At 36.8% G+C, this 16,744-nt stretch carries 20 protein-coding genes and 1 tRNA gene; 10 read left to right on the top strand and 11 right to left on the bottom strand.

Annotated elements, in window-relative coordinates; all coding sequences use genetic code 11:
* Positions 1-24: 24 nt before the first annotated feature.
* Positions 25-1,497 (bottom strand): phosphoglucosamine mutase, encoded by a 1,473-nt coding sequence (gene glmM, locus ACOWPH_RS13215; RefSeq protein ID WP_015215844.1) that lies wholly within the window; start codon positions 1,495-1,497, stop codon positions 25-27.
* Positions 1,498-1,870: 373 nt separating this feature from the next.
* On the opposite strand from glmM, the gene ACOWPH_RS13210 reads away from it, so the two are divergent.
* From ACOWPH_RS13210 to ACOWPH_RS13195, 4 genes are all read left to right on the top strand, one after another.
* Positions 1,871-2,587 (top strand): heme oxygenase (biliverdin-producing), encoded by a 717-nt coding sequence (locus ACOWPH_RS13210; RefSeq protein WP_015215843.1) that lies wholly within the window; start codon positions 1,871-1,873, stop codon positions 2,585-2,587.
* 319 nt (positions 2,588-2,906) lie between these two features.
* A complete protein-coding gene (locus ACOWPH_RS13205; protein ID WP_015215842.1) occupies positions 2,907-3,215 on the top strand; it encodes a hypothetical protein in 309 nt (102 codons plus the stop codon).
* A 343-nt stretch (positions 3,216-3,558) separates the two neighbouring features.
* Complete coding sequence (locus ACOWPH_RS13200) at positions 3,559-3,960, top strand: fasciclin domain-containing protein (protein ID WP_015215841.1); 402 nt, start codon at positions 3,559-3,561, stop codon at positions 3,958-3,960.
* 111 nt (positions 3,961-4,071) lie between these two features.
* Complete coding sequence (locus ACOWPH_RS13195) at positions 4,072-4,257, top strand: hypothetical protein (protein ID WP_015215840.1); 186 nt, start codon at positions 4,072-4,074, stop codon at positions 4,255-4,257.
* A 327-nt stretch (positions 4,258-4,584) separates the two neighbouring features.
* Here ACOWPH_RS13195 and ACOWPH_RS13190 read toward each other — a convergent pair whose 3' ends face one another.
* Positions 4,585-4,908 carry a type II toxin-antitoxin system HicB family antitoxin gene (locus tag ACOWPH_RS13190; protein WP_015215839.1) on the bottom strand — a complete coding sequence of 108 codons (324 nt, stop codon included), beginning with the start codon at positions 4,906-4,908 and terminating at the stop codon, positions 4,585-4,587.
* Between the two features lie 139 nt (positions 4,909-5,047).
* Between ACOWPH_RS13190 and ACOWPH_RS13185 the strand changes: the two genes are divergently transcribed.
* The 4 genes from ACOWPH_RS13185 to ACOWPH_RS13170 all read left to right on the top strand — a co-directional run bounded on the left by ACOWPH_RS13185 (position 5,048) and on the right by ACOWPH_RS13170 (position 9,613).
* Positions 5,048-7,078 (top strand): hypothetical protein, encoded by a 2,031-nt coding sequence (locus tag ACOWPH_RS13185; protein ID WP_015215838.1) that lies wholly within the window; start codon positions 5,048-5,050, stop codon positions 7,076-7,078.
* 98 nt (positions 7,079-7,176) lie between these two features.
* A complete protein-coding gene (locus tag ACOWPH_RS13180; RefSeq protein WP_150111031.1) occupies positions 7,177-7,917 on the top strand; it encodes a type I restriction enzyme HsdR N-terminal domain-containing protein in 741 nt (246 codons plus the stop codon).
* A gap of 168 nt (positions 7,918-8,085) precedes the next feature.
* Positions 8,086-9,147 (top strand): cobalamin biosynthesis protein CobW, encoded by a 1,062-nt coding sequence (gene cobW / locus ACOWPH_RS13175; protein ID WP_015215836.1) that lies wholly within the window; start codon positions 8,086-8,088, stop codon positions 9,145-9,147.
* A gap of 1 nt (position 9,148) precedes the next feature.
* A complete protein-coding gene (locus ACOWPH_RS13170) occupies positions 9,149-9,613 on the top strand; it encodes an ABA4-like family protein (RefSeq protein WP_015215835.1) in 465 nt (154 codons plus the stop codon).
* Positions 9,614-9,868: 255 nt separating this feature from the next.
* Here the strand turns inward: ACOWPH_RS13170 and ACOWPH_RS13165 are convergent, their stop codons facing one another.
* The 6 genes from ACOWPH_RS13165 to ACOWPH_RS13140 all read right to left on the bottom strand — a co-directional run bounded on the left by ACOWPH_RS13165 (position 9,869) and on the right by ACOWPH_RS13140 (position 13,157).
* A complete protein-coding gene (locus ACOWPH_RS13165; protein ID WP_015215834.1) occupies positions 9,869-10,117 on the bottom strand; it encodes a hypothetical protein in 249 nt (82 codons plus the stop codon).
* 208 nt (positions 10,118-10,325) lie between these two features.
* A complete protein-coding gene (locus tag ACOWPH_RS13160) occupies positions 10,326-10,544 on the bottom strand; it encodes a hypothetical protein (protein ID WP_015215833.1) in 219 nt (72 codons plus the stop codon).
* Positions 10,545-10,642: 98 nt separating this feature from the next.
* Positions 10,643-10,951, bottom strand: coding sequence for a DUF3181 family protein (locus ACOWPH_RS13155; RefSeq protein ID WP_015215832.1), 309 nt, complete (start codon positions 10,949-10,951; stop codon positions 10,643-10,645).
* Between the two features lie 121 nt (positions 10,952-11,072).
* Complete coding sequence (locus ACOWPH_RS13150; RefSeq protein WP_015215831.1) at positions 11,073-11,330, bottom strand: hypothetical protein; 258 nt, start codon at positions 11,328-11,330, stop codon at positions 11,073-11,075.
* 241 nt (positions 11,331-11,571) lie between these two features.
* Complete coding sequence (locus ACOWPH_RS13145; protein ID WP_015215830.1) at positions 11,572-11,961, bottom strand: response regulator; 390 nt, start codon at positions 11,959-11,961, stop codon at positions 11,572-11,574.
* On the bottom strand, positions 11,961-13,157 hold the full coding sequence (locus ACOWPH_RS13140) for a GAF domain-containing protein (protein ID WP_015215829.1): 1,197 nt from the start codon (positions 13,155-13,157) through the stop codon (positions 11,961-11,963). The genes ACOWPH_RS13145 and ACOWPH_RS13140 overlap by 1 nt, the downstream gene beginning before the upstream one ends.
* Positions 13,158-13,530: 373 nt before the next feature.
* On the opposite strand from ACOWPH_RS13140, the gene ACOWPH_RS13135 reads away from it, so the two are divergent.
* Positions 13,531-13,728 carry a DUF2795 domain-containing protein gene (locus tag ACOWPH_RS13135; RefSeq protein WP_015215828.1) on the top strand — a complete coding sequence of 66 codons (198 nt, stop codon included), beginning with the start codon at positions 13,531-13,533 and terminating at the stop codon, positions 13,726-13,728.
* Positions 13,729-13,779: 51 nt separating this feature from the next.
* On the opposite strand, the gene moaC is transcribed toward ACOWPH_RS13135, so the two are convergent.
* Entirely contained in the window at positions 13,780-14,283 is a 504-nt protein-coding gene (moaC, locus tag ACOWPH_RS13130) for a cyclic pyranopterin monophosphate synthase MoaC (protein WP_015215827.1), read from the bottom strand.
* A 39-nt stretch (positions 14,284-14,322) separates the two neighbouring features.
* Here moaC and ACOWPH_RS13125 point away from each other — a divergent pair.
* Positions 14,323-14,396, top strand: a tRNA-Arg gene (locus tag ACOWPH_RS13125).
* 47 nt (positions 14,397-14,443) lie between these two features.
* Here ACOWPH_RS13125 and ACOWPH_RS13120 read toward each other — a convergent pair.
* Together ACOWPH_RS13120 and ACOWPH_RS13115 are read right to left on the bottom strand one after the other, a co-directional pair.
* Positions 14,444-15,670 carry an MFS transporter gene (locus ACOWPH_RS13120; RefSeq protein ID WP_015215826.1) on the bottom strand — a complete coding sequence of 409 codons (1,227 nt, stop codon included), beginning with the start codon at positions 15,668-15,670 and terminating at the stop codon, positions 14,444-14,446.
* Positions 15,671-15,716: 46 nt separating this feature from the next.
* Positions 15,717-16,733 (bottom strand): glycosyltransferase family 2 protein, encoded by a 1,017-nt coding sequence (locus ACOWPH_RS13115; protein WP_015215825.1) that lies wholly within the window; start codon positions 16,731-16,733, stop codon positions 15,717-15,719.
* Positions 16,734-16,744: the final 11 nt, after the last annotated feature.

Here is a 16,744-nt window from a genome sequence, read left to right as displayed (position 1 = left end):
TCAGTACTTTCGCACTCAGTATCCTTATCCTAAATGTTGTTGGACTTGTGAGACTAATTCACTTGTCCAATAGTTGGCAAGTTCAGCATTGGCTGCTTCGACCATGACGCGGATGACTGGTTCTGTACCGGATGCGCGGACTAAAATTCTGCCATCATCACCCATTGCAGCTTCGGCTTGGGCGATCGCATTTTGTACAGGTTGACAATCTTGCCATCCTAAACGGCGGTCACGATCTAATACTCGCACATTACGTAATAATTGGGGGTAGGTCTGAAAACTTTGATCTACCATTTCACTCAGAGAAATACCTGCTTCTTTGACGACAGCAGCTATATGTAAAGCTGTTAACAAGCCATCACCAGTAATGCCATAATGACGACAGAGAATGTGGCCTGATTGTTCACCTCCTAGCATTCCCCCAGTTTTTAGCATTTCGGCTTGCACATATTGATCACCCACGGCTGTGCGAATTAAGTTACCACCTAATTGCTGCCAAGCTTTTTCAAAGCCTAAGTTAGCCATAACAGTAGAAATAATCAGATTGTCTGGTAACTGTTGCTTTTGTTGCAGGTGGCGACCCCAAAGATAGAGAATGTAATCGCCATTAATTTCTCTACCAGTATTGTCTACAGCTAAAACCCTGTCTGCATCACCATCAAAGGCAAAACCTATATCGGCGTGATGTTCTTTAACCGTTGCTTGGAGAGTATCTAAATGAGTCGAACCACAATTAACATTAATGCGATCGCCATCAGCTTCATTATGCAGACAAATCACCTCTGCACCCATTTCCGAAAATACCGATGGTGCTAACCCAACTGCTGCCCCCCAAGCCAAATCTAAAACAATCTTCATCCCTTGAAGATTCATCGTAGGTTGTAAAGATTTTTGCAAGACCTCACGATATTTGCCTATTAACTCTTTCCGTGAATGATGCCGTCCGCATTTATCCACAACCGCCCCAAATGATATTTTCCCTCGTAATCCTGATTCAATTTCCGCCTGTAATCTTGGAGATAACTTCGCACCATTTGCACCAAAAATTTTAATGCCATTATCTTCTGGTGGGTTGTGGCTGGCAGAAATCATGATCCCACCGATAGCATCACTCATGCTGGCAAGATATGCCACACAAGGAGTAGGACATAACCCTAAATACCAAACTTCTAGCCCTGCTGCTGTTAAACCTGCACTCAAGGCCATGGCTAACATATCGCTGGAATTTCTAGAATCCTGTCCCACAATCACAGGGCCAACTTCAGCCGCATGATTATGCAAAATAATCCCCGCCCAAAAACCCACTTGCAATGCTAAAGGCGCATTTAGTAACTCTCCAACTTGGCCACGAATACCATCTGTACCGAATAGGGGACTTGCAGGTAGGGGAATTAAATTCAGCGCACAACTCTGTTCAATTTCTGTTTTTAATCCTTCTGATTTGGAATTAGAACCCTCAGAAATCCAGCCTTGAGTTCGAGTTATAGAGGAAACCATATTTTAAACACTCCACACAATCACACCGGAGAATAACACGTTAGACTTTGTTCAACAATTCTGACGAAATAGCTTTTAAACAGTACGTCTATAATTGTTTTTCTTAATGACAATTAATTATAACACCCTTGCTGTACGTAATATTACATAAAGTTATGGATATTGAATGATGAATCTTTCGTAAATCATAGTTGTTTAAAGTTGATCCAGGCAAAGAATACCTGTATTATTTAGCACAAAATATTCCTAGCTTAAAGAATTTTAATGTAAATTCTCATCAAATAGTTTTAATGTAACGTTTTAATGGCGTTTTTTAGCCATTGATAAATCAGAACTTCGCCAGTTGACTTTATTAAGGTTAATAAATTTTAGTATGAGCAGCAATTTAGCCAGCAAATTACGTATAGGTACAAAAAAAGCCCACACAATGGCAGAAAACGTGGGTTTTGTCAAGTGCTTTTTGAAAGGAGTGGTAGAGAAAAATTCCTACCGCAAATTAGTTGCTAACTTTTATTTCATCTACTCGGCAATGGAAGAGGAGATGGAGAAGCACCGCAATCACCCCATTGTCGGCAAAATTTATTTTCCCCAACTCAACCGCAAACATACTTTAGAGCAAGACTTAACTTACTACTACGGTTACAACTGGCGAGAGCAAATCAAATTATCCTCCGCAGGTGAGGTGTATGTAAACCGGATTCGGGAAATTTCTGCCACCGAACCAGAGTTATTAATTGCTCATTCTTATACCCGTTATTTAGGTGATTTATCGGGTGGGCAAATTCTCAAGGGTATTGCTCAAACAGCAATGAAGTTGGGTGAAGGTGAAGGTACTGCCTTTTATGAGTTTGCAGATATTACCGATGAAAAAGCATTTAAAGCTGAGTATCGTCAAAATTTGGATGCTATGCCTATTGATGATGCCACAGGCGATCGCATTGTAGAAGAAGCAAATGCCGCTTTTGGCGTGAACATGAAGATGTTCCAGGAATTAGAAGGTAACTTAATTAAAGCGATCGGTATCATGGTTTATAACACCTTAACCCGCAAACGCACAAAAGGTAGCACTGAATTAGTGACTGCTGAGTAATTAGGTGACAGGTGACAGTATAAAAAGCCTTTCATTGTCACGTTTATAATTAACGACTGTCGAATTATATAGGGGTAATTTCCCTGTGATTGTTTTCTGTGCATGAAAGCAACCGGAGGGATGTCACCCCTAAATTTTGTTATTCAGCAGACAAAATTTTTGCACACCCCGCAGGAAAATTTGATAATATAGCAATTTTAAATCCTTCTTGAGAGAGAAGACACGCGAAACACTTACAAGTAAGTACTTTTAACTTCCGTATTTTCTCATATCTGAATTTGGATTGCCATAGCTGCTGTTGATACAACGCACAAAAGAAATGATGAATTCAAAGAAGTTCCAGAAATTAGTAACACTTGCAAATGAACACGGGATTAATTGCCAAGCAGCCGCAGAAGAGTGCTTGGTTGCATCCTTACCTGGATACGAAGATTTTTTATTAGCTTTTACTTGGTCTGGTGCAATTGAAGAAGATCCATCAGAGTATGAATTAATAGCAATTAGCATACAAGATCTTACTAAAGAAAGAACAGTCGCAGCTTGGCAGATTCCTACTTATTTATTTAGTAACGTTTTAAGACAAGCACAGATGCTTGTATCTGCTCATATAGATTTTATTAGCGAATAAACCATAGTTAAAAGCTATATCTATTCCCAGGAAATCCCAAATTCTTACCTAAGATACTAGTAAGAGTCGTTTGTTTAGTATGATTACTAAGTATTTAGTATCACATACTATCATGAATGTTTACTATTAATTTGGTATCGGCTATAACTTTAAGTTTTCCTAAAGCAGATACAGACTATTTTTTGAGTTTTTAGCTCAACTATTTGGTGAATAAAAAGTTACATTTCATCAACTCAACATTGTCATCAACAAATTGAGTTTAGGCACATATCTAAGGATAGATACAATCCACCATAAAAAAGTTTAGATTTGTCTAGAAATGTAAAGAAATTATTGAAATAACATGGCTAACATTGTTGATACTGCCGAAAACGCTGGATCTTTTAACACCTTAGTTGCTGCCGTTAAGGCTGCTGGGTTAGCTGACACTCTCAAAGGTCCAGGACCATTTACAGTTTTTGCACCTACTGATGAGGCATTTGCTAAACTCCCAGCAGGTACCGTAGATGCTTTACTTAAAGACATTCCCAAGCTCAAGAAAATCCTGACTTATCATGTTGTTTCAGGTAAGGTTCTAGCCGCAGATGTAGTTAAACTCAAATCAGCTACTACTGTACAGGGTTCAGACGTAAGAATTGACGCTTCCAATGGTGTAAAGATAAATGATGCTAATGTTGCAACACCAGATGTTGCTGCTGATAACGGCGTTATTCATGTCATTGATACAGTCTTGATTCCTGCGTAAGCAAGCCTTTAGATAGAGAACACATTTATGGGGCAGCGATTAACTATAGTCGCTGCCCTATAATAGTATTGAGCTTTTTGAGAATGAGAAATTACAAATAATTATAATTTTATGACTAAAGTAGAATTTACTATTTCCAACCATACCATTACGAATACTATCAAACAAGAAAAAGCTCCTAAATTTGATTGGAAGGAATTAAGGAAAAGAAGAGAAGAATTAAGTGATATTCATCCTTTAACAACAAAAGAAATTTGTGAAATTGTGCGAGAAGTTCGCAGAGGAAACACTCAATAATAGAAGCAGAAAATAAAGCTAAGGCAGCTGATATTATGAAACTGCTTAGAGATGGAGAAATTAGCAGTGGTAAAGCAAGTCAATGTACTCAGGATTTACGCAAAATATCTCTCAAACCCTCTTTCCTTCGTTTCCTTCGTTCCTTCGTGGTTCATTCTTCCGTGACTTGTGCGTAAGTCCTATCACTAAAAATTTATCGATTAGATGTGATAAATTTAATGTCTAAATATGAAATATCTCTATTTGACGATAGTATGAGTTTAGAGGAATTTTCAGTCAGAGGTGAATCAGGCAAAAATTAGGCTGAAATCTAAAAATAATTGATTATTATTCATATAGTTCTTTATCTATATTCTGGGCTAAAATTCCATTTTCTACTACCCCAATAAAATCAGCCATTCGATAATTTATAATATCTTTTTCACTCGGTAAAGGAATATTATCCCCTACTTCATAAGCTGTTTCAATCCACAATTCCCTCGCTTCATTGATATTTATCATTGTCTCTTCTAGAGTTTCTCCTTGAGTGAAACATCCAGGTAAATCTTTGATTTCTACTACATATCCACCTTGTTCTGCGTCAGGGTAAAGAGTGACGGGATATTGAAGGGTTAAATAGTATTCTAGGGTTGGTTTTTCAATCTGTATCAATTTTCACTAACTTACTAATGTTGTACTACTGTCATATATAGTATCAAATTATAACAATGTTTATTAGCATTCTATGAATTTAGTTGCATTTTAATATCATGTTAAGTATAATCCGAATAATTAATATTGGTATTAAAACATGGCCAGCATTATGCCTATTACGCAGTGGGAAAAAGAAATTACATCCTTGAAGAAAGATTTAAACAGTGAAATCCGCAGAATCGAACGTGCTTCAGAGATTACTATCCATAAGCATATTTGCATCAATAACCTAAAGTCAAAGCTAGAACGCTTAGAAGAAATAGAAAAAATACTTGGTATAGATAAATATAGAATTGTTTTTATCGGTACTATTGGGCAAGGAAAGACTACAGCTATCTGCCATCTTTTTAACTTAATAAGTGAATTTAATGTTTCTAAGAATGTTGGTGACAAAACTCGAAATGTAACCGAAACTAAAGAGTTACTATCAACAGGATCAGGTAAAACTACTATATGTGAAGTAATTATTAAAGCATCAGAAAAAACTTACATAGAAATAGAGCCTTATACAGTTGATGAGATGGAAAGTCTTATCTTTGAATTCTGCGACTATATTGCTAATAAAGATAATCCCCAAACAGATCTAAAAATAACTATTTCTAAGGAAATTGAGAGAGCTGTTAGAAATATTATAGAATTGAAAATCATTTCTAAAATAGTTACTGATAGTGACAAGAAAAGAACCGAATTGATTGATCAAGCCAAGGTAAAATTTGAAGAATTAGGATTAGATGGATTTAGAAAATTTGCATTGAATAATGCCAACGTTGAATCTAGAATTACAACTCGAATTCAATTCGATAATCAGAATAATGATGAGCAATTATGGCTTAAAAATACCTTTGCTGCTATTAATACTGTACAGCTAAAGGAATTTGCTATTCCGAGAAAGATATACCTTTATGTGAGCTATGATGTTTTATCTGGATCAAATTTGTCTCAGTTTAATTCAGTAATTGATACAAAAGGACTTGATGAGAACCCAATTCGTAAAGACTTACAGAAATATATTGATAGTGAAGATACCATCTGTCTCTTCGTAACTCCTTTTTCTGCTGCTCCTGAAGCTAGTATTCTTAAATTAATAGCTTATCACCTAACATCCAAATCTAAAGATTTTCATCATAGATTTGTAACTTTGGTATTACCTCGCAAAAAAGAACCTGAAAAAGTATGTGACGCTGATGGTATTAGGGATGTGGGGATAAAAATAAGACAAAAAGAAATTCAAGAAACATTTAGGCGTTTGAACTTAAATTTTTTCTTAGAAAATATCTTGTTTTATGATGCCTTGCGGTATTACCGTGATGATATAGTCAAGCTAAATGATATTTACACTGAAGAAGACGTGCAGGAAGATAAAAATGAATTTATCGAATCTATAGCAGGTGTTATAGAACGTAGACGAGGTATTTTATTAGATGAAATTCAAGATATACAAGAAAGTTTTGTCAGAATAAAAAATGGTGATGCTTTGACAGAAACAGAAATCAACGCAATTGAAAATGCCATTCAGAAAATAAAAGATATCAGAGACTTGAGTAAAAGAGTTCCTGCTTTTGTGTATGAAGATTTTATTAATGAATATGTTGGATATTATCATACAACTTATAAAGCATGGAATACTAAACACGCTATCCATAGAAATTATGGCTATTATGAACCAAGGGATATAGACATATATTATGATGCAAAGGTTGTTGCTGAAGGAATAGATGAGAATGCAATGCTGAAGAAATTTACTAAAGAAGTAAAACAGGAATTAGAAAATATTCTGAATGATCTTATATCAGCAAATGAATCTTTAAAGACTTTTATCCCTGAATTAGTCAAACAGTTTTATTTATTTTATTATAAAGATTTTATAGATGAAGTAGGGAAAAAGATGGAAATAGAACTTAATAGCAAACTATCACCTCAAAGTGAAGATTCTCCTTTTTGGAATGCTCTAATTGCAGAGAAAGGTAAGATAAGGGAGAGGGGAGAAAAATATGGAGATAATGTATGTCTTCTATTTACGCGAAAACTAGAAGAAGAGACAAACTTGAATGCAGTATTAAAGAGCAAAACTGAATATCATTGGGAGAAATTAGTTATTAAAATCCTAGAATTTTTTGGACAGAAATAGAAAACTTCTCAATTGTAGAGTTAATACACAGTTTAGGACATAATATAATTATTATTGTGTCCCTAAAAAATGATCCATTATTAGTTACTACAAAAAATATGACTAATTTACGCAGAGAAATTGAAACAAAACTCAATATATATACAAAAAAATATCAAGAAGAATATATAAAATGTTTAATTAGGGGAATAGAAATTCCAATTAAGGTAAGACCAGAAGAGCTAGTTAGACAATTATTTCTTGATTTTATGATCAATGAAAGTGGATTATTTCCAGATTTTATTAATATCAAAGTTGAGGCAAATAATCATGATGTAGAAATATACAAAAAACCGAAAAATGATAATTTTCAACCATATCAACCTCCTTTGATGATTATAGAGTTAAAACGAGAAGATGTAAATTTATATAATCATTATAATCAAATTCAACGATATCTTAAAAAAGCTTGTTGTAATATTGGAATTTTATATAATTATCATGAAATTGTCGCTTTTACGAAAAAAAATGAGAACTTTGAAATTAATAACCTCAAGCATCTTAGAGACATCCAATCATTAATTTCAAAAAGCAATAACAATATTGATAATGATTTATTAACGGTTGAAAAATCTCAAAATGGAGATTTTGAAAGTTTTATTTATCTTATAAAAAAATATGGACAATATACAACTAATAGAATTATTTTTCAACTTAAATCTGAAGAATCTAGTATAGTAGGATATTTTTTCAATATCAAAAACAATAGAGTGTATTATGATGTCTGTGGTAAATATGATAAGAAACAGAGAAGTTTTAATTACCAAGATTTTGAAAAACTAATTTCTATCACATATTGAAAATATTACTCCCTTCTAAGTACAAGATTACCTATCTTCTTCTTTTCTTCCTTCGTGTACTTCGCACCTTCGTGGTTTAATTACTCTATATTCTTCTAACCAAAATAGAGTAATTAATTATTATTTAGCAAATAGTGTACAATTAATCAATAAAACAACACACAAAACATGGCTACAAAAATCCCCGTAACAGTCATCACAGGCTTCTTAGGAAGCGGTAAAACCAGCCTCATCCGTCACTTACTCCAAAATAACCAAGGACGACGCATAGCAGTATTAGTCAACGAATTTGGCGAACTGGGGATAGATGGAGAATTATTGAAATCTTGTCAAATTTGCCCCGAAGATGAAACAGAAGCAAATCCAGAAACCCAAAATAATAACAATATATTTGAACTTACAAACGGCTGTTTATGCTGCACCGTTCAAGAAGAATTTTACCCGACAATGCGGGAATTAATTAAACGCCGAGATAGTATTGATTGTATTATTATTGAAACCTCTGGTTTAGCTTTACCAAAACCATTAGTTAAAGCTTTTCGTTGGCAAGAAATCCGCAATGCTGCTACAGTAGATGCAGTAATTACAGTTGTAGATTGTGCTGCGGTTGCTGCGGGAACATTTGCCAGTGATTTAGAAGCCATAGCTGCACAACGCCAAGAAGATGATAGTCTAGAACATGAAACACCATTACAAGAATTGTTTGAAGATCAACTTGCTTGTGCTGATTTAGTGATTTTGAATAAAACTGATTTAGTTGATAATGAAACTCAAGCACAAGTCCTAGAATTAGTTAAAAAAGAATTACCTAGAGTTGTGAAAATTGTCGAAAGCGATTATGGTAAATTAGACCCATCTATATTATTAGGATTTGAAGCCGCAGTTGAAGATAATTTAGATTCCCGTCCTAGTCATCATGATACCGAAGAAGACCATGATCATGATGAAGAAATTAACTCAACTCACGTTATTTTAGACCGAACATTTGACCCAGAAAAGCTACAAGCAAGATTAGAAAAACTGGTGCAAGAACAAGAAATTTACCGCATTAAAGGTTTCGTCGCAGTTGATAATAAACCCATGCGGTTAGTTATGCAAGGTGTAGGAAATAGATTTGATAAATTTTATGATCGTCCTTGGAAACTAGAAGAAGCAAAACAAACCAGTTTAGTTTTTATTGGTCGTAATTTACAATCTTCAGAAATAGAATCTCAATTAGTAGCTTTGTAATATGAACATCACAGATTTGTTTAATGTTGCCAATTTGTTTGTTTTGCCTTTTTGGGCTTTGATGATTCTGTTACCTAACTGGAATATCACCCGCAAGGTAATGGAATCTTATTTACCTTTTGTGGTATTAGCTGGTGCATATTTGTATTTATTTGTCACCAGTATTACTCCAGAAAATGCCGCTGCTTTATCCAATCCTCAATTAGCAGATATAGCTAAGTTTTTCGGTGATGAAACGGCCGCTGCTACGGGGTGGATTCACTTTTTGGTCATGGATTTATTTGTAGGAAGATGGATTTATTGGGAAGGACAAAAAACAAATATTTGGACAATTCACTCTTTGGCTTTATGTTTATTTGCAGGCCCTTTAGGTGTGCTTTCTCATATTTTTACCTATTGGATTACTAAGGCATTTTCTAAAGGTTCTGAAGATGTAAAAGTAGCAGAAAAAGCTGCTGTGAATTAAATTAAAGTAAGGGTTTATAGCGGTTCTCGGTTGAGTGAGATACAAGAACCCAACCCCCAACCCCCTCCTCCTTCGGATTCACCAGTCGCCTACGGTGGGAAACCCGCCTACAGCGCTGGTTCACCGCAAGCCATGAAGGGGATATGATGTATTTCATTCAAATGCATACCGCTATAGCATTGCTAAACCCTTGCTTTAAATTTATTGTGAGCATTTCTTTCTGTTGTCACTTTGGAATTGGATTAAATTTCAGACCTAAAAACCACAAGAGTTTAATAACTGCGTCACTACATTAAGAAATTTTTCACCCCAAATGCTTGATAGTAATCCAGATGATATTATCACCAATAATGCAATAATTATTTGAACTAGATTCAAATCTGTGGAAGAAGCATAGGATATAGGGATAATTATTAAAAAAGTGCCAATAGCAACACCGCTAAAGAATCGGTAGACTAGTTTGGCACGATAATTTTGTTTGAGATTAGTGTCTTTAGAAGCCATGAATATTGCCTTTTAAATCTGAAACAAGATTAAATTATCTCGTTCCTGGTCTCTGACTGGGAATTCTATGACAGAGGCTCTGCCTCGACTTTCATGGAAGGCAGGGCCTTCTAGAATCCATTCCTATACAGAGTATGGGAACGAGAGGAACTCGTAAGGGTTTAGCAGTGCTAAACCCCTACAATATTTAAAATTATAGTTAATTCAATTATGCAGCATTAGCTAATCTATAATTAGCATCTAACCAACAACGTGGTAAGTCTTCACCTGATGGAAAAACTAAGTTTTCTTTTTGATAGATGTCGGTTTCTTGTTCTTCTTCACCTTTTTGATCTTTGCCGTGAATAATGTCAATGTTGGGATCTATCAATTCTTGGAAATCCATTATTTTCACTAAATCGCTGCTATTTTTGAGTTGTAAAAACATATACAAAGCTCTCCATTAATTATTATGTGTGAATTTTAAACGCAGAGGTACGCGGAGGTTAACGCAGAGGTATATAGAGGAAGAGGTGAAGAGAGAGTTTAGATTTCTCTTTGGTATTTTTCGAGAATATCTACTAGGGTAACTTGACATTGCAGCGGTAATAAATCAATTAATGGTATTTCTTTTCTACCACCGCCAATTTTTACGGGTATGGATGCTAATAATTGCAGAACTCGGTCTTCGTTGACGGTTTTGGAAGTGATTAAGGGATACAACTGTTCGGCAAGAATTGTATGCATTTTGGCATTAGATAGATAAAGATGCCATTTGGCAATATCTAGGTAGACGTTTTCACCAATTTCTGATGCTAGGGCTTCTAGTAGTTCTGTGGTGTTGGTTGGAGCCATAAATATAACCTCGTGATGGAAAAAGAGCGCGAACTCTCGGCTTATTTGCCATTATCGCGCAATTAGCTAGGCTATATCTACTACCACAGGTTACAATTGCCCCAGCATGAGCCGTAACTCTTCAGGTTGATTTGGGTGGTGTTTGATCGTAATTAGCGATCGCACTAATATAAATTAGATGCACCAACACTACCCCTACCCAGCCTAGTGTTAAAGGTGTTAACCACTCCCATGATGTGGCTTTCAAGATGTGGAAAAACCACAACCCAGAATTGACAGTAGCAGCAACAGCTACATGAAAAGCAAAATTCATCCGGTCATCTAATTTGCGGAAATCTGGATCTTGGCGATCCGGTTTGCGAGGCCAACGAGGAGGCATAAATAATAAATGTTTGTGAATTTGTCACAGAAGTTAATACACTTTACCTATTTTAAGGGTTTTAGGTGTCATTGCCTCACATACAGCAGAATTCAGGAGTCAGGAGTCAGGAGTCAGGAGTCAGGAGTAAAACTGGCTTGGTGTCTAGGTTTAAATTTTGATTCTGTACCGTATGGCTACGCCACGCAAGCTATCGGCTGAGGCTCACGGCGAAGCCTTATTGATCTGCAATCTGCTGTACCTACATGAAAGTAATTGAGTTTTCGTAAGCTGACTCTATAGTATCCAGTAACGTGGGAATATCATATGGTTTAGTTACCCAATAGGAAACACCCAAAGTTGAAACTAATTCCTCTGGATAACCATAAGCAGTAGCGAATACAATAGCTAAATTAATGCCCTGAATCTGAAGGTGTTGGTAAACCTCAATTCCTGTGAGTTCTGGCATTCTATTATCTAAGATTAATAAATTTGGTTGACACTGAACTACTTTTTCTAAAGCTTCTTGACCATCCTTTGCTTCTATGACATCCCAGCCTTCTCCATCCAGTAAAAAAGAAAGCATTTCTCGACAATCTTCGTCATCATCTGCAATCAGCACTTTGCGCTTTTCTAAATTTTCAGTATTCATTAATTTCCCTTGCTTATGGGTAGAGATAAAATCTCAGTTATTGGTTCTGATTTAGAAGTATTAAATCCTGGAATAGATGTGAAACTTACTTGTACAAGTTCAAAATATGGCATTTTCTCAACTATAACTTTTACTGCGCCACTTTTACCTGCTCTCTCAAAAGAGTTTAAAAAACAGCGCAGTAATTTTCGTGAGAGCATGATTACATCTGCCGTTACTATAATTTGCTCTGTCCAGTCAGTAAAAATTTCCACCTTGCGGATAGCAGCCTCAGTTGCTAAAATGTCTACCAAATCTTGCAAAATATCAGTAAGTGATAAATGTTGAATTGCTCCGATTTCTAATGATGCTAGATTACGCCAAATTGCAGCACGATGACGAAATATTTGGATGGATTTTTCTGCCTGTTGTAGTAATTTTATTGCATAATCTAAGCAGTTAACAGCTACCATCCGAGAGCCAATTTCCAGTTTTAATCGTGCTGCTTGATGCCCTTGGATGATATCTTGACGCAATTCTTCTAATGGCTGATAATCATCAGGATTCGATGTCAACACACGACGAATCTGTTTTTCTAAATTTCCTATCAATAATTCTGCTTCAATACCGTGAGATGCACATATTAATATCTCTTTCAACCTTTGTCCTGCATCAGGACGACGGACGGAGATACTTAATACACCAAGAATTTCTCGGTTTTCGTCGCGCAGCGGAATTCCTTGACAAGTAAAAGGATGAAATCCCTGAATAAAATGCTCTGCGGCCACGATTTCTACATAATTTTCTTCAGCTAAGGGAGTACCGATACCATTAGCACCAGCTACTGCTTCGGACAGCAGGGAACCCTGACGAGGAAATGATTCAGAACCTTGTATAGTTTCCTTGTCACCTGCTACATTTAGTAGAATACCTCGGCGATCGCTTAACATCACCGCATGATGATCTCTACCAGCAGCCTGTGATAGGGTTCGGAAGTAGGGAGTAGCTACATTAATTAGATCACTATGTTGTTCTACTAAACGTTCAGTCTCTAAACTGGATAGTTTCTCTGCTTGAAGAGCATGGTTATTAGCCCCCTGCAAATGGGATCTTTCCCAAGCTCGATAGATTTCCGAACGCAACATCTCAGCACTAATTCTGCCCGTTGCTGTATATATATGTCCTGCTTCTACCGCATTATTTCCCCGATGGGACATAGCTTTCACATCATTGGGTTGAAAAATATTACTTAGAATTTACTTAGAACTTACAGAGAGCAAAAATCAATGGTTTCGGTAAGTTCTGTTATTTTTTAGTTCTTATATTATAAAGTATTCTCAATTATTTTGATCATGTCTCCACAGCTATGACAATTCTAGTTGATGAGTGAGATTTTTAGACATACCGCCTAGAAAGCAAATTAAAATAGATGAAATTTGAGATTTTATCTCACAATTTTTACATCAACCAAGTGGATGAATCAACTGGATGAATTTTTATTTTTTCTATTAACATTTATTCATCTTTCTGATAGAGGGAGTTAATCAATTCACTTGTGAAGATGTAAAAAACCTGAAGCGGTGGATAAAAATGACTAAAGCCAATCCAGTTGAACTCCAAAAACATTTGAAAGGCGTTGATTATCCTGCTGGTAAGGATGAATTGATTGAACACGCTAGAGAGCAAGGAGCCGATAAAAAACTCCTCTCATTACTGGAACAATTGCCAGAAGAGGAGGAGTATGAAAGTCCAACAGACCTGAACAAAGCTATAGGTGAAATTCAGTAAGTTAGGTAATGGGTAATTGATTTTCTAATCACCAATTACCCAAACTAAAATCTAAAATTCTAAATTAGTATAATCTCCTGATTTTCCACCAGTCTTACTGACCAAACTAATTGATTCAATTTGAATCGACTTTTCTAACGCTTTTGCCATATCGTACAAAGTCAGTGCCGCAATAGAAACGGCAGTTAAAGCTTCCATTTCTACACCAGTCTCAGCTTTAGTTTTGACTGTGGCATAAATTTGATAACCAGGTAGTTCAATATCTGGTGTGACTTCAACAGTAATTTTTTGCAAAGGTAAGGGGTGACAAAGGGGAATTAAATTTGATGTCTGTTTAGCAGCCATAATCCCTGCTAACTTAGCAGTTGCCAAAACATCACCTTTGGGAGTGTTTCCTGCTTCAATGGCTGCAAACGTGGCTGGCAGCATTCGCACCTGACCCCTAGCGACAGCTTCTCTCACGGTGGCGATTTTTCCCGATACATCAACCATTTGAGCTTCTCCCTGGGGGTTGAGATGGGTGAGTTGAGAAGAATTTAAAAAATTATCTTGCATGATTGGCAAAGTTCATGTTATTATTAGATTCGTTGGCAAGGGCGTGTAGCTCAGTGGACTAGAGCACGTGGCTACGGACCACGGTGTCGGGGGTTCGAATCCCTCCTCGCCCGTTAAATAAAAATAATTGCACAGAATTTCATCATGGAGTTTGTGCAATTTATTTTTTCAAGGCATAAAAATCTTCACCTTGACCAAGGGCAAAGCGCAGAGAGTTTGGTAAGTTACGACTGGACTGGGTGATGAAAATCAAGATGGCAAGGACAGTTAAACCAGTAGCAAAACCAAACGTACTGCGATAGCCGATTTGTTCAGCAACAAAACCCACAACTGGGCCGGCTATAACTAGACCAACATCAAATCCCATTAAAGATACGCCAAATATCCGCCCCCGTTCATGGGGTAAGGCTCTATCTGTCATCATGGCAGAAATCATGGGAATAGCAGTACCAGAAGCAGCACCTTCAATAAATGCTCCTAATAAAAAAGTTAAGGCACTGTTGGCTTGCCAAATAAAGATCATTGCCAGAGTATATGCAACCAAGCTAAAAGTTACAAATAAACCACGTCCATATTTATCAGAAGCCCGACCGGCAACTAATCTAATAGTAAAACTGGATATAGCAGCGGCTGTAAAAAATAATCCAGCATTTAAATCTACTCCTGTTGATTTGATGTACAACGCTATAAATGTATGTACAGAACCTAAGGCCAAACCAATGAGTAAGAGTACGATCGCAGGTACACGCACACGGGGGCTAATTAGCAATTGCCAAAATCGATCATCATCAGTTTTTGGAGGTTGTTCAAAAATAGGTGGATTAACAATAGGTAAGATACAAAGTAAACCCAAAAATCCTAAAACAGCAGAGGAAATAAATAATGGTGTATAACCTGCTGTTGCTTGTAAATATCCACCCAAAGCGGGGCCAAGTGCCACACCGATGGGATTAACCAAACTCATATAACCGATGACTTCACCACGACGGTGTTCTGGTGCTAAGTCTCCCACTAAGGCAATGTAACCTGTGGCAAAGGCGGCAATACTGATACCATGAAAGGCACGAATGAGCATTAAGGGCAGAAGTGATTTTACTACTAAATAGCCCAAAGGTGCGATCGCAGCCACTGACATCCCAATCAGCAATACAATCTTTCTTCCCCGACGATCTGCTAGTACTCCCACTTGGGGACGAAATACCAACATTCCAATCGCAAAGCTACCCATCACAATCCCAATTTCTTGCTTTGTAGCCCCAATAGACTCAATATACAAAGGTAAAGTCGGCAACAACGAAGCTAGACTTGACCAGAAAAATAAACCCGCTGCAAATAATATCAGCAGGTTTCGCCGCAGATCAGGGTCAAAAGTATCAAAAGCTTTCACGGCAAATGCAATTTAATGCTGAGTAATTTGTCTTTCTATTGTTACGTTACTTAACATTTTTTGCCACTACTTCCCGCACTCGATATATCGGTCTTCCTTGAGATTCATGATAAGTACGCATTAATAACTCTGCCAAAAGACCGAAGCAAAATAACTGCACTCCAGCTACTAACAATAAAACTGCCAAAATTAGCAAAGGACGATTACCGATATCCGTATGGAAAACCAATTTAACAAAAGTCAGGTAAATGCCGATTCCTACCCCAGAAACTATGGAAATTAAGCCCAACAGCCCAAAAACGTGCATTGGTCTGGTGAGGAATTTTTTCATAAACAAAATAGTCAACAAATCCATCAACACCCGAAAAGTCCGGGAAATCCCATACTTACTTTGACCAAAGCGCCGTGCATGATGACGCACAGGCAATTCTGTGATTCTCGCCCCTTCAATGTAAGCCAAAGCAGGTAAAAATCGATGTAGTTCCCCATAAAGGTTCATATCTGCAACTAATTCGCTACGATAGGCTTTCAGAGAACAACCATAGTCGTGAATATACACGCTAGTACTACGACGAATTAACCAATTAGCAATTTTAGAAGGCAGCAACCGATTTACCGCCCCATCTTGGCGATTTTTTCGCCAACCACTCACCAAATCATAACCTTCATCCAATTTGGCCAATAACATTGGTATATCAGCCGGGTCATTTTGCAAATCAGCATCTAAAGTGACAATCGCTTTCCCTGTGGCATAATTAAACCCCGCCGCCATAGCCGCAGTTTGTCCGTAGTTACGCCGCAAAATCACCGCTTTTAAATCCGGGCGTAATTGGGCTTGTTCTTTGAGAAATTCCGCCGAACCATCAGTGGAACCATCATCCACGCAGATGATTTCATAACTCACCTCACTTTTCTCCAGAGTTGATGCGATCGCCTCTAGCAACAAAGGTAAACTTTCGACCTCATCTTTAATCGGTACAACTATGGATACATCTATAATTGGTGATTGGTAATTGGTGATTGGTAATTGATGATTGGTAATTGGTGACTGGTGATTAATCATTGGTGATTGGT

Source organism: Anabaena sp. PCC 7938 (genome assembly GCF_049315035.1).
GTDB classification, from domain to species: Bacteria; Cyanobacteriota; Cyanobacteriia; order Cyanobacteriales; family Nostocaceae; genus Anabaena; species Anabaena cylindrica.
Note: the sequence above shows the minus strand (reverse complement) of the source record. Positions and strands in the feature narration are given on the sequence as shown.